The following is a 21235-nucleotide window of genomic DNA, read 5'->3' as shown; positions in this document are numbered from 1 at the left end:
ATACTCGACGGGTGAGCACGATTCCCGAGATCCGAACCCTGCCCGTGCCCGACGGCCTGGAGGGCGAGCGCGTCGACGCCGCCATCTCCCGCATGTTCGGCTTCTCCCGCACCAAGGCGGCGGAGCTGGCCGCGGCCGGCAAGGTCCAGGTCGACGGCGCGGTGGTCGGCAAGTCCGAGCGGGTGAGCGGCGGCGCCTGGCTCGAGGTCGAGATGCCGGGGGCGCCCGCACCGGTGCAGGTGGTCGCCGAGCCCGTCGAGGGCATGGAGATCGTGCACGACGACGATGACGTGGTCGTGATCGTCAAGCCGGTCGGCGTGGCCGCGCACCCCTCCCCGGGCTGGTCGGGCCCGACCGTCATCGGCGGTCTCGCCGCCGCGGGCTATCGGATCTCCACCTCGGGCGCCGCCGAGCGCCAGGGCATCGTGCACCGCCTCGACGTCGGCACCTCCGGCCTGATGGTGGTCGCCAAGTCCGAGTACGCGTACACCTCGCTCAAGCGCCAGTTCAAGGAGCGCACGGTCGACAAGCGCTACCACACCCTGGTCCAGGGCCACCCGGACCCGACGAGCGGCACCATCGACGCGCCCATCGGCCGGCACCCGAACCACGACTACAAGTGGGCGGTCACGGCCGAGGGCAAGCCCTCCGTGACGCACTACGACCTGGTGGAGGCCTTCCGCGCCGCCTCGCTGCTGGACGTGAAGCTGGAGACCGGCCGCACCCACCAGATCCGCGTCCACATGTCCGCCCACCGCCACCCGTGCGTCGGTGACCTCACCTACGGCGCCGACCCGACCCTGGCCAAGCGGCTGGGCCTGACCCGGCAGTGGCTGCACGCCGTGCGACTCGGCTTCGAACACCCCGGGGACGGCACCTGGGCCGAGTTCGAGAGCACCTACCCCGAAGACCTCCAGCGGGCCCTGGACCGGGTCCGCGAGGAGACGTACGCGTGAGCGCGGCGTACGGCGTCCGCGTCGCCGAGGACCCCGCCGACCGCGAGGCGTGCTTCGCGGTCCGCAAAGAGGTCTTCGTGGTGGAGCAGAGCGTCCCCGAGGACATCGAGTACGACGCGCACGACGCCGGCGCCCTGCACGTGCTGGCGGTCCGCGCGGACGGCGTGCCGCTCGGCACCGGGCGGCTGCTGTCCGGCGCGGCGGCGGCCGGCAAGACCGGCGGTGACCCGGCGGTCGGCGTGCTCGGCCGGCTCGCCGTCACCCGCGAGGCGCGCGGGCTCGGGGTCGGCGCGGCCCTGGTGCGGGCGATCGAGGACGCGGCCCGCGCGCGCGGCCTGACGGCGGTGGACCTGCACGCCCAGACCCAGGCCCTCGGCTTCTACGAACGGCTGGGCTACGTGGCCTACGGCCCGGAGTTCCCGGACGCGGGCATACCCCACCGGGCGATGCGCCGCGCGCTGTAGCGCCACGCGCTCTCGCCGGGTGAATGGCAGTCTTGAGGCCTGCCGTGTGATCGTCGACCTCCGGAGCCTTGGCCGTGGACCAGTTGGCCCTGCTGTTCGTCCTGCTGCTCGGGGCCCTGGTGAGCGTCCCCGTCGGTGACCGGCTCAAGGTGCCGGCGCCGGTGCTGATGACCGTCTTCGGCGGTGTCCTCGCCGTCGTCGCCTTCGTGCCCAACGTGGACATCTCGCCCGAGCTGATCCTGCCCGGACTGCTGCCGCCGCTGCTCTACGCGGCCGTGCGCCGCACCTCCTGGCGGCAGTTCGCGGCCAACGTCCGTCCGATCTTCCTGCTCGCCGTCGCGCTGGTGTTCGTGACGACGGTGTGCGTGGCCGCCGTAGCCAGCACGATCGTGCCCGGGCTGCCCATCGCCGCGGCCGTCGCGCTCGGCGCCCTGATCGCGCCGCCCGACCCGGTCGCCGCGACCAGCGTCGCCGGACAGCTCGGGCTGCCCCGGCGCCTGGTGTCGATCCTGGAGGGCGAGGGGCTGTTCAACGACGTCACGGCCATCGTGCTCTACCACGTGGCGATCGCCGCCGCCGTGAGCGGGACGTTCTCGCCCTGGCGGGCCGGTCTCGACCTGGTGCTGTCCGCGGTCGTCGCGGTGGCCGTGGGCCTGGTGCTGGGCTGGGGCGCGAACAAGCTGATGGATCTGCTCGGCGACCCGACGCTCCAGATCGGCATGACCCTGCTGGTGCCGTACGCGTCCTATGTGCTCGCCGAGAAGCTGCACGGCTCCGGGGTGCTCGCCGTGCTCACCACGGCGCTCTTCCTCTCCGAGTACGCCACCGACGCCGACGACGTGATGACGCGGCTGGCCGGGCACACCTTCTGGGACATCATCGACACGCTGGTCACCGGCGTGGCGTTCGGGCTCATCGGCCTGGAGCTGCACAACGCCGTCCGCACCGCGCAGGGGCGCTGGGGCGAGCTGCTGGGCTGGGCCGCCGCGGTGGCGGGTGTGGTCGTCGTCGTACGGCTGCTGTGGCTGCTGCCGGCGACCTGGCTGACCAAACGGCTGCACGCCCGCCGGGACTACGACGAGGAGATCCCGGTCAGCTGGCGGGAGACCGTCGTGATGTGGTGGTCCGGGATGCGCGGGGTGGCGTCCGTGGCGCTGGCGCTGGCCGTGCCGCTGGAGACGGACGCCGGGAGGCCGTTCCCGGACCGGGACGTGATCATCTTCATCGCGTTCGGGGTGATCGTCGCCACGCTGGTCCTGCAGGGGCTGACCCTGCCCTGGCTGGTGCGGCGGCTGGGGGTGCGGGCCGACTCCGAGCGGGAGAAGGAGGTCGAGAAGGAACTGGCGGTGCGGGCGGCCAAGGCCGCGCGGGCGCGGTTGCGGGAGATCGAGCAGGTGGAGGACCTGCCCGAGGAACTGTCCGAGCAGATGCTGCGGCGGGCCTTCGACATCGGGATCCGGATCAGCCCGGACATGGGGGAGGAGGAGCGGCGGGAGGCGCAGGTGCAGCGGGCGAAGCGGCTGAAGCGGGTGCGGCGGATCCAGAACGAGATGCTGAGCGCGGCGCGGCACGAGGTGCTGGCGGCGCGCAGCGAGCCGGGCGCGGATCCCGAGGTCGTGGACCGGGTGCTTCGGCATCTGGATGTACGCAGCCTGCGGTGACCTGCGGTCGCTTGCCGGTGCTGGGTCCGTGCTCGGCGTGTGGTGATCTCCCACCCGCGCACCACCCGTTTCCATCGGCTGGGAGGTGGGCGCTCCCCTGCGGCCCCGGCCCGCCGTCGGCGGCTGACCGTGGTCGGCGGGCCGGGTATGGCCGCGCCCCGCGTGCCGAGGTGAGCGGCAGGCGGGGCGCGGGGATCGGGGGCGGGCGGGGGTCAGCCGCGGCCCGTGCGCGGGAAGTCGTAGGCCTTGCGGAGGGAGGCCCGGTCGGGGGGCGGTATGCGGGTCGGGGGGAGGACCGCGTCGGAGGTGTTGACGCGGGGGAGGGCGTAGGGGTGCTCCGCCGAGAGCCAGGTGATCATCTGCTCGCGGACCGCGACCCGGACCGTCCAGATGTCGTCGGCGTCCTTCGCCGTCACCAGCGCCCGGACCTGGATGGAGTTGGGTGTGGTGTCGGTCACCTGGAGGCTGTAGGCGCGGCCGTCCCAGGCGGTGCAGTTCCGCAGGATGTCGCGCAGCTTCTCGCGCATCGCCTCGATCGGCGCGCTGTGGTCGAGGTGCCAGTAGACGATGCCGGTCATCTGCGGGGTGCCCCGGGACCAGTTCTCGAACGGCTTGGACGTGAAGTACGACACCGGCATGGTGATCCGCCGCTCGTCCCAGGTCCGTACCGTCAGGAAGGTCAGGGTGATCTCGTCGACCGTGCCCCACTCGCCGTCCACGACCACCGTGTCCCCGATGCGCACCATGTCGCCGAAGGCGATCTGGAGGCCGGCGAAGAGGTTGGACAGCGTCGACTGGGCCGCGACACCGGCCACGATGCCCAGGATGCCCGCGGAGGCCAGCAGCGACGCACCGGCCGCTCGCATCGCCGGGAACGTCAGCAGCATCGAGGCGATCGCCACGACGATGACGATCGCCGACACCACTCGCATGATCAGCTCGACCTGTGTCCGCACCCGGCGCACCCGCGCCGCGTCCCGGTGGGCGCGCGCGTAGCGGGAGTAGGAGGTCTCCACGATCGCCGCGGCGATCCGGATCGCCAGCCAGGCCGCCGACCCGATGAGGGTCAGGGTCAGGGTACGGCCGACGCCGACCTTGTGCTCCTGGAGCAGTTCCGCCTGGTCGTAGGAGCCTCTCAGGAGTGCGGTGCAGATCACGAGCTGGTACGGGATGCGGCCCCGCCGCAGGAGTTCCCACAGCGGGGTTTCGGGGTTGCGTTCGTCGGCCTTTCGCAGCAGCAGATCGGTGGCCCACCCGATGGCCAGGGTGAGCAGCACCGAGCCGCCGATCACGAGCAGGGGACGGAGTACGGTCTCCATGACTGCGCGCCTAACCCGGCTCGCGGTGCGATGAACATGTGAGTTCTCGGCTCACCTGGGTATGAGCGCGCTGCGGACGGCCGCGCCCGGCTGGCACCATGGCCTCATGAACATCATGCTCTTTCACTCGACCAACGGCCTCAGGCCCGCCGTACGCGCGGCGGCGGACCGGCTGCGCGCCGCGGGCCACGAGGTGTGGACGCCGGACCTCTTCGAGGGGCGCACGTTCGACACCGTTGAGGAGGGCATGGCGTACAAGGACGAGCTGGGCAAGGAGGAGCTGCTCAAGCGCGCCGTGCTGGCCGCCGCGCCCTACTCGGACCGGGGCCTGGTGTACGCCGGGTTCTCGCTCGGCGCGTCCATCGCGCAGACCCTCGCCCTCGGCGACGCCAAGGCGCGCGGCCTGCTGCTCCTGCACGGCACCTCCGACCTCGCGCCCACCGCGGAGGTGGACGAGCTGCCGGTGCAACTGCACGTCGCCGAGCCGGACCCGTTCGAGACGGACGACTGGCTGAGCGCCTGGTACCTCCAGATGGGCCGGGCCGGCGCCGACGTGGAGATCTACCGCTACCCCGGGGCCGGCCACCTCTACACCGACCCCGGACTCCCCGACTACGACGCGGAGGCCGCCGAGGCCACCTGGCGGGTGGCGCTCGGCTTCCTCGACGGTCTCGGCTGAGCGGCCACACCGGTTACACCGGGTCGTAGGTCCGCTCGATCTTCTGGGTGCCGTTGCGGGTGCGGTAGGAGCGGACCCACTTCGAGGTGGCGTCGGCCTTGGTGCGGTCGGACAGCACGTAGTAGTCCATCTGCGCGTGGTCGGCCGTGATGTCCAGCACGCCGTAGCCGTGCCGGTCGGTGTCCAGCCAGTGCACGTGCCGGTTGGCGGCCTGGATGACCGGCGCGGCGATCGCCGAGACCGTGCCCTCGGGGACCTTCACCACGTCGTCGAGGTTGTCGGAGGTCACCGAGGTCACCACGAACTCGGTGGCCGCGGAGGCCGACAGCGGATAGGTGCCCGCGTCCATCGGCACGTCGTTCGCCCACGCCATGTGGATGTCACCGGTCAGGAAGACGGTGTTGCCGATCGCGTTCGCGCGCAGGTGGCCCAGGAGTTCGCGCCGGTCGTCGGTGTAGCCGTCCCACTGGTCGGTGTTGGCGGCTATGCCCTCCTGCGGCAGCCCGAGCAGCTTGGCCAGCGGCTTGAACAGGTCGGCGGAGAGCGAGCCGAAGGAGAACGGCGAGATCATCACGGAGTTGCCGACCAGCCGCCACCTGGTGTCGGAGGCCTTCAGCCCCGCCTTCAGCCAGTCGAGCTGGGCGCGCCCGGTGATCGTACGGTCCGGGTCGTCCACCGAGCCGCTCGCGGTGCCCGCCTGCTGGGAGCGGAACGAGCGCAGGTCCAGCAGGGACAGGTCGGCGAGCTTGCCGAAGCGCAGCCGGCGGTAGGTGGTGCCCTCGATCGCCGGGCGCACCGGCATCCACTCGAAGTAGGCCTGCTTGGCGGCGGCCTGACGGGACGTCCAGGTGCCCTCGGCGCCCTCGGTGTGGTTGACCGCGCCGCCCGACCAGGCGTTGTCGGCGAACTCGTGGTCGTCCCAGATCGCGATGACCGGCGCCTTCACGTGCAGCGCCTGGAGGTCGGGGTCGGTCTTGTACTTCGCGTGCCGGATCCGGTAGTCGGCGAGGGTGAGGATCTCGTTCGCGGGCGCGTGCGGCCGTACGACCTTGCCGCGGGCCGCGTACTCACCGGACTTGTACTCGTAGATGTAGTCGCCGAGATGCAGCCAGGCGTCCAGGTCGGTGCGGGCCGCGAGATGGCGGTAGGCCGAGAAGTAGCCGGCCTCCCAGTTGGCGCAGGAGACCACGCCGAAGCGCAGGCCGGCGACCGGGGCGTCCGCCGCCGGCGCGGTGCGGGTGCGCGCCGCCGGGGAGTCGGTGCCGCCGGCCGAGAAGCGGAACCAGTAGTCGGTGGCCGGTTCGAGGCCGCGGATGTCGGCCTTCACGGTGTGGTCGGAGGCGGCGCGCGCGGTGAGGGACCCCTTGGCGACGATGTCCGTCAGCGCCCGGTCCCTGGCGACGATCCAGCTCACCTCGGTGTCCGGGCCCACTCCGGAGCCGGGCAGGGACTCGGGGGTGGGGGTCACCCGGGTCCACAGCAGGACACCGTCGGGCAGCGGATCGCCGGAGGCGACGCCGTGCAGGAAGGCGGGGGCGTCCGTGGCGGCACGGGCCGGCAGCGCGGCGGCCAGCGGGCCGGCCAGGACAGCGGTCGCCGCCGCGGCCTTGACGACCGTACGGCGGCTGGGGGTGAGGGAGTCGAGGCGCTGCGCGGCCTCGGACGATCTGTAAGGACTGGTCACGGCCGATCAGGTTACTGGCCGGTATGCCGAAAGGGCGGGCGAACCCGGAAAGTTCGCCCGCCCTTCACGTCGCCGCCCGATTCAGGCCGGCTGAGGGGGTGTCAGCCCTTGAGGGCCGCGTCCACCGCCTTGTTGAAGTTCTCCACCGTCATCGGCGCGCCGCCGTCGGGACCGGTGAGCTTCTTGCCGTCCATGATGAAGCTGGGCGTGCCCGTCACGCTGTCCTTGTTCTCGTCGAACGTCTTGGACATGGCCATCGCCCAGGCGTCGTAGGTGCCGTTCTTCACGGCCTTCTCGAACGTGGCGTTGCCCTTCAGCGCGGGGACGGTGTCCGCGACCTTCAGCAGGTAGGCGTCGTCCTTGAACTTGTCGTCCGTCTCCTCGGGGTGCCACTTCGTGGAGTACAGCGCGGCCTTGAAGTCCAGGAAGGCCTCCGGGGAGACGTTCAGCGCGGCGCCGAGGGCGCTGAGCGCGTTCTTGGAGCCCTGGCCGTCGGTGCGGTCGATGAACGTCGCACCCACGAACTGGATCTTGAACTTGCCGTCGTCGATGTCCTTCTTCACGGTCGAGCCGACGGTCTGCTCGAACTGGGCGCAGACCGGGCAGCGCGCGTCCTCGTAGACCTTGAGGGTCTTCTTGGCGGTGTCCTTGCCTATGACGACCGTGGTGCCCTTCGTGCCCGTGGTGTGGGCCGGGGCGGTGACCTTGGCGTCCTTCAGGCCCTCCCAGTAGCTGGGCTTGTTGGCCTGGACGACGGCGTAGCCGATGCCGCCGGCCGCGGCCAGCACGGCCACCACCGAGGCGGCCACGATGACCTGCCGCCTGACCTTGTCGCGCTTGGCCTGCCGCTCGCGCTCCAGGCGCAGCCGCTCCCGGGCCGCCGTCTTCGCCGTCTGGCTGTTCCGCTTGCTCATACCGGTGTTCTCCCTGTGGGACGCGCACGTGCCGTACGCGGGGTAGGTGTGGGGACCGCTGGTGCTCGGTGGCCGCTCAGGCGAGGGCCGCCGGGGAGCACGGCGGCCCGCGCCGTCCCAGGGAGTGCACGAAGAGCCCGTCGCGGACGAGGGCGAGGCGCGGGGCCGGGCGCGGCGGCAGTCGCCGCAGGGCCGGCCGGACGGTGACCGCGGCCACCGCCAGCAGCAGCGGCCGGAACGTGCCCGCGGCGACCGCGCGCAACAGCTGGGCCAGCGCCCGCTCGCCCCGGTGCAGCCAGGCGGCGGCCAGCAGGCCCACGCCCACGTGCGCGGCGAGCAGCAGCCAGGCCGTCGCCGGACCGGCCCCGGCCAGCAGCGCCGGCGCCCGGTCCGCCCCGCCGGCCACCCGGGCCAGCGGGGAGCCCATCCGCCCGTCGCACAGCACGTCCAGGCCGAAGGCGTGCAGGGGGCCCGCCACCGGGCCGCCCGCCCGCCCGTAGCAGGCGCGCTGGCCGGTGGTGAACACGGTGTCGGCCGCCAGCTCCAGCGGGATCAGCAGGGCCGCGATCCGGCCGAAGCCGCGCTCGCGGCCCGCCAGCGCGAACGCGGCGGCGAACACGCCGGCGGCGACCGCGGCCACGGTCGCCGACGGCAGCGGAGCCCGGGACAGCAGCACGTGCGACGCGGTGCCGAGCGTCACGACGAAGGCCGTGAACAGCGCCGCGCGCACGGCTCTGAGGCGGGTCCCGGATATGTCCATAGCGAGAGCAGAGTCTGTCACGTCGGCCGGTAAGGGACCCCTAAAGGGTGCCTGTGAGACCGGTCCGTCACAGCCCCGGGATCCGGCCGTTGCGGAACAGGTCGAGGAAGATCTGGTGATCGGCACGCGCGCGTGCGCCGTAGTCGTGCGCGAAGTCCACCAGGAGCGGCGCGAAGCCCTCCTCGTCGGCCGCGAGCGCCGCGTCGATGGCCCGTTCGGTGGAGAACGGCACCAGGGACTCCCCGGAGGTGTCGTCCGCCGCCGCGTGCATCGTGGCCGTGGCCCGGCCCAGGTCGGCGACGACGGCCGCGATCTCCTCCGGGTCGTCGATGTCGCCCCAGTCCAGGTCCACCGCGTACGGCGAGATCTCGGCGACCAGCTGGCCCGCGCCGTCCAGCTCGGTCCAGCCCAGCCACGGGTCGGCGTGCGCCTGGAGGGCGCGCTGGCTGATCACCGTGCGGTGGCCCTCGTGCTGGAAGTACCCGGCGATCGCCGGGTCCGTGATGTGCCGGGAGACGGCCGGGGTCTGCGCCTGCTTGATGTAGATCACCACATCGTTCTCCAGGGCGTCGCTGTGCCCCTCCAGCAGGATGTTGTACGACGGCAGCCCCGCCGAGCCGATGCCGATGCCCCGGCGGCCGACCACGTCCTTGACCCGGTACGAGTCCGGGCGGGCCAGCGAGGAGTCCGGCAGCGTCTCCAGGTACCCGTCGAAGGCGGCCAGCACCTTGTACCGGGTCGCCGCGTCCAGCTCGACGGAGCCGCCGTCCGGCGCGAAGCGGCGCTCGAACTCGCGGATCTCGGTCATCGAGTCCAGCAGTCCGAAGCGGGTCAGCGAGCGGGCGTCACGCAGCGCGTCCAGCAGCGGACCCTGCGCGGTGTCCAGCGTGAACGGCGGCACCTCGTCGCTCTTGACGCCCGTCGACAGCGCGTGGATCCGCTCCCGGTAGGCCAGCGCGTACACCGTCACCAGCTCGGTGATCTGGTCGTCGCTGAGCGCCTTCGCGTACCCGATCAGGGCGATCGAGGCCGCGAAGCGCTTCAGGTCCCAGGTGAAGGGGCCGACGTACGCCTCGTCGAAGTCGTTGACGTTGAAGACCAGGCGGCCGTTGGAATCCATGTACGTGCCGAAGTTCTCGGCGTGCAGGTCGCCGTGGATCCACACGCGCGAGGTGCGGTCGTCCAGGAACGGGCCGCCCCGCTTCTCCGCGTGCAGGTCCTGGTAGAAGAGGCACGCCGTGCCCCGGTAGAACGCGAAGGCGGAGGCCGCCATCTTCCGGAACTTCACGCGGAACGCGGCCGGGTCGGCGGCCAGGAGCCGGCCGAAGGCGGTGTCGAAGACGGCGAGGATCTCCTCGCCGCGCTGCTCGTCACTGAGCTGGGGTACCGACATCGCGGGGTGCCTCCTGGTGCGTCACACGTACGACAGCTGTTCTGCCGTTCCAACGCATGAAGGTACGCGGGAGTGCCCGGCGCGTGTCAGTGGCGGGGCATAGACTTCGACGCTGTCCCCCAGAGTGTCCGTCCACCCGTCGCCGAGCGTTTCCGTTGGAGGCCGTACCGTGTCCAAGCCGCCGTTCACGCACCTGCACGTCCACACCCAGTACTCGCTGCTGGACGGTGCCGCGCGGCTGAAGGACATGTTCAACGCGTGCAATGAGATGGGCATGACGCACATCGCCATGTCCGACCACGGCAACCTGCACGGCGCGTACGACTTCTTCCACACCGCGCAGAAGGCCGGAATCACCCCGATCATCGGGATCGAGGCGTATGTCGCCCCCGAGTCCCGGCGCAACAAGCGCAAGATCCAGTGGGGCCAGCCGCACCAGAAGCGCGACGACGTCTCCGGCTCCGGCGGCTACACCCACAAGACGATGTGGGCGGTGAACAGGACCGGTCTGCACAACATCTTCCGCCTCTCCTCCGACGCCTACGCCGAGGGCTGGCTCCAGAAGTGGCCGCGGATGGACAAGGAGACGATCTCCCAGTGGTCGGAGGGCATCGTCGCCTCCACCGGCTGCCCCTCCGGCGAGGTGCAGACCCGGCTGCGCCTCGGCCAGTTCGACGAGGCCATCAAGGCCGCCTCCGACTACCAGGACATCTTCGGCAAGGACCGGTACTTCCTGGAGCTGATGGACCACGGCATCGACATCGAGCACCGGGTCCGCGACGGCCTGCTGGAGATCGGCAGGAAGCTCGGCATCCCCCCGCTGGTCACCAACGACTCGCACTACACGTACGCGCACGAGGCGACCGCCCACGACGCCCTGCTGTGCATCCAGACCGGCAAGAACCTCTCCGACCCGGGCCGCTTCAAGTTCGACGGCACCGGCTACTACCTGAAGTCCACGGACGAGATGTACGCCATCGACTCCTCGGACGCCTGGCAGGAAGGCTGCGCCAACACGCTGCTGGTGGCCGAGATGGTCGACACCACCGGCATGTTCGAGAAGCGCGACCTCATGCCCAAGTTCGACATCCCCGAGGGGTACACCGAGGTCACCTGGTTCAAGGAGGAGGTCCGCCGCGGCATGGAGCGCCGCTTCCCGGACGGCATCCCCGAGGACCGCCAGAAGCAGGCCGACTACGAGATGGATGTCATCATCTCGATGGGCTTCCCCGGCTACTTCCTCGTGGTCGCCGACTTCATCATGTGGGCCAAGAACAACGGCATCGCGGTCGGCCCCGGCCGAGGTTCCGCGGCCGGCTCGATCGTCGCCTACGCCATGGGCATCACCGACCTCGACCCGATCCCGCACGGCCTGATCTTCGAGCGGTTCCTCAACCCCGAGCGCATCTCCATGCCCGACGTCGACATCGACTTCGACGAGCGCCGGCGCGTCGAGGTGATCCGCTACGTCACCGAGAAGTACGGCGCCGACAAGGTCGCCATGATCGGCACCTACGGCACCATCAAGGCCAAGAACGCGATCAAGGACTCCGCGCGCGTGCTGGGCTACCCGTACGCGATGGGCGACCGCATCACCAAGGCCATGCCCGCCGACGTCCTCGGCAAGGGCATCAACATCGACGGCATCACCAACCCCGAGCACCCCCGGTACTCGGAGGCGGGCGAGGTCCGGTCGATGTACGAGAACGAGCCGGACGTGAAGAAGGTCATCGACACCGCGCGCGGCGTGGAGGGCCTGGTCCGGCAGATGGGCGTGCACGCCGCCGGCGTGATCATGTCCAGCGAGACCATCACCGAGCACGTCCCGGTCTGGGTGCGGCACACCGACGGCGTCACCATCACGCAGTGGGACTACCCGAGCTGCGAGTCGCTCGGCCTGCTGAAGATGGACTTCCTGGGCCTGCGCAACCTCACGATCATGGACGACGCGGTCAAGATGGTGAAGGCCAACAAGGGCCTCGACATCGACCTGCTGTCCCTGCCGCTGGACGACCCGACGACCTTCGAACTCCTCCAGCGCGGCGACACCCTCGGCGTCTTCCAGTTCGACGGTGGCCCCATGCGGTCCCTGCTGCGGCTGATGAAGCCCGACAACTTCGAGGACATCTCCGCCGTGTCGGCCCTGTACCGGCCGGGCCCGATGGGCATGAACTCGCACACGAACTACGCGCTGCGCAAGAACAAGCAGCAGGAGATCACGCCGATCCACAAGGAGCTGGAGGAGCCCCTCGAAGAGGTCCTCGCGGTCACCTACGGCCTGATCGTCTACCAGGAGCAGGTCCAGAAGGCCGCCCAGATCATCGCCGGCTACTCGCTCGGCGAGGCCGACATCCTGCGCCGCGTCATGGGCAAGAAGAAGCCCGACGAACTGGCCAAGAACTTCACCATCTTCCAGACCGGTGCCCGCAAGAACGGCTACAGCGACGAGGCCATCCAGGCCCTGTGGGACGTGCTGGTCCCGTTCGCCGGCTACGCGTTCAACAAGGCCCACTCCGCCGCGTACGGCCTGGTGTCGTACTGGACCGCCTACCTCAAGGCGAACTACCCCGCCGAGTACATGGCCGCGCTGCTCACCTCCGTCAAGGACGACAAGGACAAGTCGGCGATCTACCTCAACGAGTGCCGCCGCATGGGCATCCGGGTGCTCCCGCCGAACGTCAACGAGTCCGAGTCGAACTTCGCCGCCCAGGGCGACGAGGTGATCCTCTTCGGCCTCTCCGCCGTCCGCAACGTCGGCACCAACGTCGTCGAGTCGATCATCAAGTGCCGCAAGGCCAAGGGGAAGTACGCCTCCTTCCCCGACTACCTCGACAAGGTCGAGGCGGTGGTCTGCAACAAGCGCACCACCGAGTCGCTGATCAAGGCCGGCGCCTTCGACGAGATGGGCCACACCCGCAAGGGCCTCACCGCGCAGTACGAACCGATGATCGACAACGTGGTCGCGGTCAAGCGCAAGGAGGCCGAGGGGCAGTTCGACCTCTTCGGCGGCATGGGGGAGGAGACCACCAGCGAGCCCGGCTTCGGACTCGACGTGCAGTTCTCCACCGACGAGTGGGAGAAGACGTATCTCCTCGCCCAGGAGCGGGAGATGCTCGGTCTCTACGTCTCCGACCACCCGCTCTTCGGCCTGGAGCACGTCCTCGCGGACAAGGCCGACGCGGGCATCTCCCAGCTCACCGGCGGCGAGCACGGCGACGGCGCGGTCGTCACCATCGGCGGCATCATCTCGGGCCTCCAGCGCAAGATGACCAAGCAGGGCAACGCCTGGGCGATCGCCACCGTCGAGGACCTGGCCGGCTCCATCGAGTGCATGTTCTTCCCGGCGACCTACCAGCTGGTGTCCACCCAACTCGTCGAGGACGCCGTGGTGTTCGTCAAGGGCCGGCTCGACAAGCGCGAGGACGTGCCCCGGCTCGTCGCCATGGAGCTGATGGTCCCGGACCTGTCCAACGCGGGCACCAACGCGCCCGTGATCCTCACCATCCCGGCCACCCGGGTCACTCCGCCCATGGTCAGCCGCCTCGGCGAGATCCTCAGCCACCACAAGGGCGACAGCGAGGTCCGGATCAAGCTCCAAGGCCCGCGCAAGACCACCGTGCTGCGCCTGGACCGGCACCGGGTCAAGCCCGATCCGGCCCTGTTCGGCGACCTGAAGGTGCTCCTCGGCCCGTCCTGCCTGGCCGGCTGAGCGGACAGCCGGACAGCCGGACGGCCGGGCGGCCGGCGAGCGACGAAGGGGCGCACCCTCTGCGGGCGCGCCCCTTCTCTGTGCCTGGGCTTCAACTGCCCTTTAGTTGTGGCCGAAGCTCTTACGCTTCTTCGGCTGGTGCACATCATCCGCGGGGCCGCCCGCGACGCCCGCCAGCGAGGAGTCCTGCTCCTCGGCCGACGGACGCTGAGCGCGCTCCTGGGCGCGCTCGTTCTGCTGGGCGCGGTTCTGCGGGCCGGCCTGCTTGCGGTTCTTGTTCTTGGCCATGGTGATCTGCCTCCTGAAGGGGATCTAGGGGCCAGGGCCGGATCCAGATTCACATACGCTGATATCGGGCGCATGTCGGATAATTACCGTGTGTGACAGGGGAGGTGGGCGAGCGGGACCCGGAAACGCCACGCCGAAGATCGAGTTCGGGCCGTTAACCCCCGTGCGGTCGGGCAGACTCGAAGGAAGCCGAAACACAACCTCCCGGGAAGAGGGTGAGTCGCGTGGACCGCTGCATCGTCCTGGTGGACGCCGGGTATCTGCTGGGTGCCGCCGCCAGCCTCCTCGCGGGTGAGCCGTCGCGATCCCGGATCACCGTCGACCACGCCGCACTGATCCAGGCCCTGCGCGAGCGCGCGGAGCTGGAGACCGAGCGGCCGCTGCTGCGCATCTACTGGTTCGACGGCGCCCCCGACCGGGTTCCCCAGCCCGAGCACCGCCGGCTGCGCGTGATGCCCCGGGTCACCGTCCGGCTGGGCGCCCTGACCCGCAGCGACGGACGCTGGGCGCAGAAGGGCGTGGACGCCGCCATGCACGCCGAGCTGACCGAACTGGCCCGCAACCGGGCCTGTTCCGACATCGTCCTCGTCACCGGCGACGGCGACCTGCTGCCCGGCATGATGGCCGCCAAGGAGCACGGCGTCGCCGTACACCTGTGGGCCGTCCAGGCCGCCGACGGGGACTACAACCAGTCCGAGGACCTGGTCGCCGAGGCCGACGAGCGGCGCGTGCTGGACCGCGCCTGGATCACCCAGGCCGTCCGCGTCAAAGAGCTGACCGGCGTCTGCGCGCCCCCGCCCGTGCCCCGGCCGGAGATCGCCGCCATCCTCTCCGCCCCGCTGCCCGAGTCCGCGCCCGGCGCGGCGGCCGAGCGGGCCCCCGAGCAAAGCCCGCACGCCCCGGTCGGTGCCCCGGCCGAGAACGGCGCCCAGGAACGCGCCACCGCGCCCAAGGGCGTCCCCACCCCGAAGGACCTCGCCGCCCTGCGCGCGCCCGGCGTCCAGCCCGACCGGCAGCCCCCGACGGCGACCCTGCGGTGGTCCTCCGACAAGGGCTGGGTCGACCGGCCCGGCACGGTCCCCGAGCCGCCCGAGGTAGCCGCCATGCCCACGCTGGCCCAGCTCACCACCGCCGAGCAGCGCTGGGCCGACCGCGAGGAGGACATCACCACCGTCGGCGGCGATCCCTACGAGGTGGGCCAGGTCTTCGCCCGCCGCTGGATGTCCCGGCTCGGCGACCAGACCCATCTCCAGCGGCTGTCGCAGATGTACCCGCGCATCCCGCACCGCATCGACGGGGAGCTGCTGCGCTACGCGGCCCGGTTCGGACTGCTGGCCCACAAGGACGACCAGATCGACGAGCACGACCGTTACGCCATCCGGGCGGGGTTCTGGCGGGAGTTCGACGTGCCGGCCGCCGCGGAGCACGCGGGGGCGGGGGAGTGACCCGACGGGCGTGACGGGCCGCGGGCCCGGCCCCGCACGGACGGGACAGCGGACCCGAGGACGAGTGAAGGCCCTCGACCCCGTAGTCTCGTCCCTTGTGATGACGCGCGCGGCACAGGCACCTCGACGGGACGAGGCCGTACGCGTGCGCGGGCTCAGCAAGACCTACCCGGCCGTCCGCGGGCGGCGCGGGGCGCCCGGCACCCCGGAGGTGCGGGCCACCGACGGCGTCGAGCTGGACGTGCGGCGCGGCGAGGTCTTCGGCCTGCTCGGGCCGAACGGCGCCGGCAAGTCCACCCTCGTACGACAGCTCACCGGACTGCTGCGGCCGGACGCCGGTCGCGTCGAGATCCTCGGCCACGACATCGTCCGGCACCCCGAGCGGGCCGCGCGGATCCTCGCCTACCTGGGCCAGGAGTCCTCCGCCCTGGACGAACTGACGGTCTCCCTGGCCGCCGAGACCACCGGCCGGCTGCGCGGTCTGGACGTGCGGCGGGCCCGGGCCGAGCGGGACGCCGTCCTGGAGGAGCTGGGGCTCACCCCGCTCGCCGGACGGGCGCTGAAGAAGCTGTCCGGCGGTCAGCGCCGGCTCGCCTGCCTCGCCGCCGCCCTCGTCGGCGAGCGGCCCCTGCTCGTGCTGGACGAGCCGACCACCGGCATGGACCCGGTGGCCCGGCGCGCGGTCTGGGCGGCCGTGGACCGGCGCCGTGCCGAGCACGGTACGACGGTGCTGCTGGTCACCCACAACGTCATCGAGGCCGAGACCGTGCTCGACCGGGTCGCCGTGCTCGACCAGGGCCGGGTCATCGCCTGCGACACCCCGGCCGGGCTCAAGGAGCGGGTCGCCGGCGAGGTGCGGGTGGAGCTGGTGTGGCGGGAGCGGGCGCCGCTGGAGGTGCCCGAGGTCGCCGTGCTGCGCGAGCGGGCCGTCGAGTCCGGGCGGCGCTGGACGCTCCGGCTCGCCCCCGAGGAGGCGCGTGCCGTCGTCGCCACGGTCACCGGCGGTGCCGCCTTCGCCGCCCTGGACGACTTCACGCTCGCCACGCCCAGCCTGGAGGACGTCTACCTGGCGCTGGGCGGCGCGGCGCGGCAGGGGCTGGTGAGGGCGTGAGCGCGCGAACCGTGAACGCGCGGCCGCCGGGGCGCGTAGGGATGTATGCGACTGCCGTAGCGAAGAGGAGCAGTTCGTCGTGAGTGTCGTACCCGCCGAGGTTCTGCCGGGCGCCGTCCGTACCCTGCCGCAGACGGCGGCGCCGGGTGCGGCCGAGCTGGGTCCGCCCGCCCGGCTGTGGCCCTCGCTGGTCGCCGTCTACCGGGCGCAGCTGTCCCGGGCCCGGGTGGCCCGCATCCCGCTGCTGTTCGTCGCGACCTTCCAGTCCGTCGGCATCACCGTGATGATGCGGGGTGTCGTCGACAGCGGCGGTGAGGCGCAGTCCGTGGTGGCCGGCTCGTCCGTGCTGGTCGTCGCGTACGTGGCGCTGAACCTGCTCTCGCAGTACTTCGGGCAGCTGCGGTCCAGCGGCGGGCTCGACCACTACGCCACCCTGCCGGTGCCGCCTGCCGCGGTGGTGCTCGGCGCGGCGGCGGCGTACGCCTCCTTCACCGTGCCGGGGACGCTGGTGACCGCCGTCTTCGGGTGCGTGCTGTTCGGGCTGCCGCTGGCCAACCTGTGGATCCTGCTCGCCGTGATCCCGCTCGCCGGGGCCGCGCTGGCCGGGCTGGGCGCGGCCTGCGGGCTGCTGGCGCCCCGGCCGGAACTGGCCACGCTGCTCGGGCAGCTGGGCATGTCGGCGGCGCTGCTGCTGGGCGTGCTGCCGGCCGACCGGATGCCGGGGATCATCCGGCTGGCCCGTGATCTGCTGCCGTCCACGTACGGCGTGGAGGCGTACGCGCGGACCTTCGGGGCGGATCCGGACTGGGCCGTCGTCCTGGTCGACCTGGGCGTGTGCGCGGGGGTGGGCGTGGTCTCGCTGGCCGTGGCGACCTGGGCGTACCGCAGGGCGGCCGTCCGGTGACGCGGCCCACAGGACGACCTGGCACGATGGCAGGGTGACCGCACCGCTGACTCCGCCTCCGCCGCCGCACGACGACTCCGCGCACCAGGCCTGGGGGGCCGCGCCGCCCGCCGAGGGGGCGGGTGACGGCTCGTACGCGCAGGGTGGTCCCGGGATGAGGACCGAACTGCGGGAGGCCGCCGTGATCACGGTCGCGGTGGCGCTCGGCGGGGTGCTGCTGGGGCTGCTGTGGTGGTGGCTGGCGCCGCATGTGCCGCTGATCGGTGACCAGGTCGACAAGAACTGGGCGGTCTACCTCAAGGACAGCGAGGGGGAGCAGGCGGCGGGGGTCGACGGAACGTTCACTCTGCTCGGTCTGGCGTTCGGGGTGATCAGCGGGGTCGTGGTGTTCCTGCTGCGCAAGCGCGGGGGTGTGCCGCAGGTCGTGGCACTCGGCCTCGGCGGGCTGCTCGCGTCGCTGCTGGCCTGGCGGCTGGGGGTGTGGCTGGGGCCCGAGTCGGACGTGCTCGCGCACGCGCGGGCCGTGGGCAAGGGGGTGACGTTCTCGGCACCGCTGAAGCTCGGGGCGAAGGGGGCGTTGCTGGCCTGGCCACTGGGCGCGTTGCTGGTGCACCTGGGACTGACGGCGCTGTTCGCCCCCCGGGACCCGGAGCTGCCGTGACCGCCCCAGGGGGCTCCGCCCCCTGGGGCCCCGTTTTCCCACCCACCCGCCCGTCTCGGTCGGCTGCGAAGGCACCGTGACGGCACCGGGCCCGGCCCCCGCCGAATCCGCGCCGTCGGCCCGGCTCGGTCGGCCGCGAGACCGCCGTGACGGGGCCGCCTCGACCCCGCCGAGCCCGCACGATACGTCCGCCCGCCCGCGCCACGGCTCCCGCCCCGCTGCCGCCGACAGGGGCCCGCCCGGCGGACGTCGGCTGAATCCTGCCGGGGCGGATGACGGTCGGCCTCGCCCGGTTGATGTGGCTGAGCCTGCTCGGCAGCCGCCGGGTGAGTGCCGCCCGGCGGGCGTCGGCTGAATCCTGCCGGGGCGGATGACGGTCAGCCTTGCCCGGTTGATGTGGCTGAGTCCGCTCGGTAGCTACCGGGTGAGTGCCGCCCGGCGGGCGTCGGCTGAGCCCTGCGGGGCAGATGAGGGGTCAGCCCGGCCCAGCAGATCCGGCTGAGCCCCGCTCGACAACTGTGGCTGGGGCCCGCTCGGCAGCCACCGGGTCGGCCCCGCCCGACGTGCCGGGTCGGCCCCGCCCGGCACGCCGGCTTGGCCCCGCTCGGCTCACGCCGGGTCGGTCCCGCTCGGCTCACGCCGGGTCGGTCCCGCTCGGCTCACGCCGGCTTGGCCCCGCTCAGCTCACGCCGGGTCGGCTCCGCTCGGCGTCCACCGGCACCGGCTCGGCCTCGCCCAGCCGGTGCCGGTGGAGCCCCGCCCGACAGATGCCGACGCGGCCTTGCCCCGTGGAGACCGGGGGGCCTTGCCTCGTGGAGACCGGCGCGGCCTTGCCCCGTGCAGACCGGCGCGGCCCTGCTCCGTGGAGACCGGCGTGGCCCTGCCCCGTGGAGACCGGGCTCGGCCCCCTCAGAGATCGGCGCAGCCCCCAGAGGTCCCCTCAGCCTCGCCCGATAGGCGCCAGCACCGCCCCCGTCAATCTCGCCAAGTCGTCCGGGGACACCTCCACCTCCAGGCCTCGGCGGCCCGCTGAGACGCAGATGGTGGGGTGGGTGGGGGCTGAGGTGTCCAGGACCGTGGGGAGGGGGCGGCGTTGGCCGAGGGGGGAGATGCCGCCTCGGACGTAGCCCGTGGTGCGTTCCGCCAGGGTCGGGTCGGCCATCGTGGCCTTCTTGCCGCCGACCGCCGCCGCGAGGGCCTTCAGGTCCAGGGAGCCGGCGACCGGGACCACGCCGACGACGAGTGCGCCGTCCACGTCGGCGACCAGGGTCTTGAAGACGCGGTCGGGGGAGACGCCCATCGCCTCGGCCGCCTCCTCGCCGTAGGAGGGGTGGGCGGGGTCGTGCTCGTAGGCGTGGACGGTGAAGTCCACGCCCGCCGCCGTCAGCGCCGCCGTCGCGGGCGTGCCGCCGGACTGCTGCTTCTTCGACTTCTTGGCCATCGGTGGGTACGAGTCCTCGGGCTCAGTTCAGGCTGGTCGGCGTCCGCGTCAGCTCGAACGCGGGCAACGACGGCAGCGTACGGATGATGGCCGTCTCGGCGCGCAGGAGTTTCAGTTCGTCCCGCAGCCGCGACGCGGTGTCGGGGGCCTGGAGCAGCCGCTGCTTGGTCGGCGTGTCGTGCACCATCGCCGCGGCCACCAGGTACGACACCACACCCGGGTCGTCCGGCAGCTCGGCACCGGTGGACAGCGAGCGCTCCCGGGCCCCCGCCAGCCGCTTCTGGTACTGCCGGAACGACCGCAGCACCCCCTCGGCCAGCGCCCCCGCCTCGTCCCCGGGGTCCTCGGCCAGCTCCTCCAGCTCCGCCGTCAGGAACGGCCCCGAGGCGTCCACGGAGAGCAGCCGCACCCGGGTGGTCCCGGTGGCCAGCACCTCGAAGGAGCCGTCGGGCCGCTCCCGGATCGTCGCCGCGTCCGCCACGCAGCCCACCGCGTGGAGGGCCTTGAGCGGGTCGGGGCCGAAGCCCTCGGCCGGGCTCCGCTCGGGCTGTGCCGTGGGATCCGGCATGCCCAGGGAGCTGGGCGCCACCTCGTAGCCGTCGCGGATGGCCACGACGGCGAAGCGGCGCGGTTCGTCCTCGGGGGTCTTCAGAAGCTCGCGCATCATGGCGCGATACCGCTCCTCGAACACGTTCAGCGGGAGCACGAGCCCCGGGAACAGCACCGAGTTCAGCGGAAAGAGCGGGAGACGGGCGGTGGTCACGGCGCCCCAGCCTAGTGCTCAACGCCGCGGACGTGCCCGCGGTGCTCGCCGAGGAGCCGTGGCGGTTCGGGTATCAGCCCGGCCGGAACCGGCCCCGGGACCCCCGTCAGCAGGTGCTCGCGCAGCCGCAGGAAGTGGCCGAGCGGGTCGTCCGAGAACCGGTCCCACGGGAAGGACGTGGCGTAGGGGCCGATCAGCCGCAGCTGTACGCGCGCGTCCTCCCGGCGGTCCAGCCGCAGCAGGACGTACAGCAGCTTGTTGCGCAGGGCGGCCGACCACGGGTCGGCCGCCGGGAACCGGCCGGACAGCTCGACCGCCCGGTCCGCCGCCGCGTCCAGCCGCGGGCGCGGCACCTCGGGCCCGCAGCCGTCGGTGAGGTACCCGTAGGCCGCCCGGGCCGGCAGGGCCTGGACGAGCGAGTCGGCCGGCGCGTCCTGCGCGGCCCGGTCGGCGAAGTCGAGGCACTCCCGGTGGGCGCCGTGCCACAGCGCGGCCAGATAGCGCAGCGCGGCCACATGGCAGCCGTAGTGGTGCGGGGCACGCCGGACCGCCGCCTCCCACAGTTCCTCGAAGTAGCGGTGCCCGGCCCGCGAGCCGCGCGCGTGGTCGAGCGCGATCCGCCAGGGCACCGGGTCGCGGACGTCGGCGCGGGCGGCGGCCGTGATCAGCGGGCTGACCTCGCGCAGCAGTTCGGCGCGGGCCGGGGAGTGCCAGACCCGGTCCACGGCCAGCTGCGCGCTCAGCAGCAGCACGTCGGGGTCGTCGGGGGCGGCCGTACGCCACTGCTCCAGCCACTCGGAACGGGAGCGCGCGAAGCCGGCGAGGAGGACCGCGTACCGGTCGCGGTCCTCCCACTCGGCCGCGGCGCGGGTGGCGGCCAGCAGCTCGGCCGCGGCGCCGTACTCGCCCCGGCCGGCCGCGACCAGCGCGGGCGAGAGACGGTCGTCGGGCGCGTCGAGGACGGCCTCGTCCCCGGCCGGCGGCCGGCCGGACGGGTGTGCGACGCGTTTGGCCATCCGGGTGGGGCGGATGAACGAGGGCAGCAGAGCCATGGTGTCGACCATTGAAAGACCGCAGGTCCGA

At 72.2% G+C, this 21235-nt stretch carries 18 protein-coding genes; 9 read left to right on the top strand and 9 right to left on the bottom strand.

Going from position 1 to position 21235, the window contains the following annotated elements; all coding sequences use genetic code 11:
* Positions 1-11: 11 nt before the first annotated feature.
* The 3 genes from NX794_RS22625 to NX794_RS22615 all read left to right on the top strand — a co-directional run bounded on the left by NX794_RS22625 (position 12) and on the right by NX794_RS22615 (position 3081).
* Complete coding sequence (locus tag NX794_RS22625) at positions 12-956, top strand: RluA family pseudouridine synthase (protein ID WP_258780554.1); 945 nt, start codon at positions 12-14, stop codon at positions 954-956.
* Positions 953-1420: a GNAT family N-acetyltransferase gene (locus tag NX794_RS22620; protein ID WP_258780553.1), complete on the top strand. Its 468-nt coding sequence runs from the start codon at positions 953-955 to the stop codon at positions 1418-1420. Before NX794_RS22625 ends, NX794_RS22620 begins: the two co-directional genes overlap by 4 nt.
* 74 nt (positions 1421-1494) lie before the next feature.
* A complete protein-coding gene (locus tag NX794_RS22615; protein ID WP_258780552.1) occupies positions 1495-3081 on the top strand; it encodes a Na+/H+ antiporter in 1587 nt (528 codons plus the stop codon).
* A gap of 212 nt (positions 3082-3293) precedes the next feature.
* On the opposite strand, the gene NX794_RS22610 is transcribed toward NX794_RS22615, so the two are convergent.
* Positions 3294-4400: a mechanosensitive ion channel family protein gene (locus tag NX794_RS22610; protein ID WP_258780550.1), complete on the bottom strand. Its 1107-nt coding sequence runs from the start codon at positions 4398-4400 to the stop codon at positions 3294-3296.
* Positions 4401-4506: 106 nt separating this feature from the next.
* Between NX794_RS22610 and NX794_RS22605 the strand changes: the two genes are divergently transcribed.
* Complete coding sequence (locus NX794_RS22605) at positions 4507-5079, top strand: dienelactone hydrolase family protein (RefSeq protein WP_258780549.1); 573 nt, start codon at positions 4507-4509, stop codon at positions 5077-5079.
* Positions 5080-5092: 13 nt separating this feature from the next.
* Here the strand turns inward: NX794_RS22605 and NX794_RS22600 are convergent, their stop codons facing one another.
* The 4 genes from NX794_RS22600 to NX794_RS22585 form a co-directional block, all read right to left on the bottom strand.
* Positions 5093-6763, bottom strand: a complete 1671-nt coding sequence (locus NX794_RS22600) for an alkaline phosphatase D family protein (protein ID WP_258780548.1) — start codon at positions 6761-6763, stop codon at positions 5093-5095.
* A gap of 101 nt (positions 6764-6864) precedes the next feature.
* On the bottom strand, positions 6865-7677 hold the full coding sequence (locus NX794_RS22595; protein ID WP_258780547.1) for a thioredoxin domain-containing protein: 813 nt from the start codon (positions 7675-7677) through the stop codon (positions 6865-6867).
* Positions 7678-7753: 76 nt separating this feature from the next.
* On the bottom strand, positions 7754-8437 hold the full coding sequence (locus NX794_RS22590; RefSeq protein WP_258780546.1) for a hypothetical protein: 684 nt from the start codon (positions 8435-8437) through the stop codon (positions 7754-7756).
* Between the two features lie 67 nt (positions 8438-8504).
* On the bottom strand, positions 8505-9830 hold the full coding sequence (locus NX794_RS22585) for a DUF2252 domain-containing protein (protein ID WP_258780545.1): 1326 nt from the start codon (positions 9828-9830) through the stop codon (positions 8505-8507).
* A gap of 169 nt (positions 9831-9999) precedes the next feature.
* Here NX794_RS22585 and dnaE point away from each other — a divergent pair, with 169 nt between their 5' ends.
* Entirely contained in the window at positions 10000-13539 is a 3540-nt protein-coding gene (dnaE, locus tag NX794_RS22580) for a DNA polymerase III subunit alpha (RefSeq protein WP_258780544.1), read from the top strand.
* 102 nt (positions 13540-13641) lie between these two features.
* On the opposite strand, the gene NX794_RS22575 is transcribed toward dnaE, so the two are convergent.
* Positions 13642-13827: a hypothetical protein gene (locus NX794_RS22575; RefSeq protein WP_258780543.1), complete on the bottom strand. Its 186-nt coding sequence runs from the start codon at positions 13825-13827 to the stop codon at positions 13642-13644.
* A 224-nt stretch (positions 13828-14051) separates the two neighbouring features.
* Here NX794_RS22575 and NX794_RS22570 point away from each other — a divergent pair, with 224 nt between their 5' ends.
* The 4 genes from NX794_RS22570 (at position 14052) to NX794_RS22555 (ending at position 17948) form a co-directional block, all read left to right on the top strand.
* Positions 14052-15272: an NYN domain-containing protein gene (locus NX794_RS22570; RefSeq protein WP_258780541.1), complete on the top strand. Its 1221-nt coding sequence runs from the start codon at positions 14052-14054 to the stop codon at positions 15270-15272.
* 100 nt (positions 15273-15372) lie between these two features.
* On the top strand, positions 15373-16383 hold the full coding sequence (locus NX794_RS22565) for an ABC transporter ATP-binding protein (RefSeq protein ID WP_258780540.1): 1011 nt from the start codon (positions 15373-15375) through the stop codon (positions 16381-16383).
* A gap of 79 nt (positions 16384-16462) precedes the next feature.
* Positions 16463-17287 (top strand): ABC transporter permease, encoded by an 825-nt coding sequence (locus NX794_RS22560; RefSeq protein ID WP_258780539.1) that lies wholly within the window; start codon positions 16463-16465, stop codon positions 17285-17287.
* Positions 17288-17321: 34 nt separating this feature from the next.
* A complete protein-coding gene (locus NX794_RS22555; protein WP_258780538.1) occupies positions 17322-17948 on the top strand; it encodes an AAA family ATPase in 627 nt (208 codons plus the stop codon).
* Between the two features lie 940 nt (positions 17949-18888).
* Here the strand turns inward: NX794_RS22555 and ybaK are convergent.
* From ybaK to NX794_RS22540, 3 genes are read right to left on the bottom strand one after another with little or no spacing between them, the layout of a single operon-like run.
* A complete protein-coding gene (ybaK, locus tag NX794_RS22550; protein ID WP_258780537.1) occupies positions 18889-19389 on the bottom strand; it encodes a Cys-tRNA(Pro) deacylase in 501 nt (166 codons plus the stop codon).
* Between the two features lie 22 nt (positions 19390-19411).
* The gene (locus NX794_RS22545) at positions 19412-20152 is read right to left on the bottom strand and encodes an LON peptidase substrate-binding domain-containing protein (RefSeq protein ID WP_258780535.1); all 741 of its coding nucleotides are present in this window, start codon (positions 20150-20152) and stop codon (positions 19412-19414) included.
* 11 nt (positions 20153-20163) lie between these two features.
* Complete coding sequence (locus tag NX794_RS22540) at positions 20164-21216, bottom strand: hypothetical protein (protein ID WP_258780533.1); 1053 nt, start codon at positions 21214-21216, stop codon at positions 20164-20166.
* Positions 21217-21235: the final 19 nt, after the last annotated feature.

It is taken from the genome of Streptomyces pyxinicus, assembly GCF_024753135.1.
GTDB lineage: Bacteria > Actinomycetota > Actinomycetes > Streptomycetales > Streptomycetaceae > Streptomyces > Streptomyces pyxinicus.
Note: the sequence above shows the minus strand (reverse complement) of the source record. Positions and strands in the feature narration are given on the sequence as shown.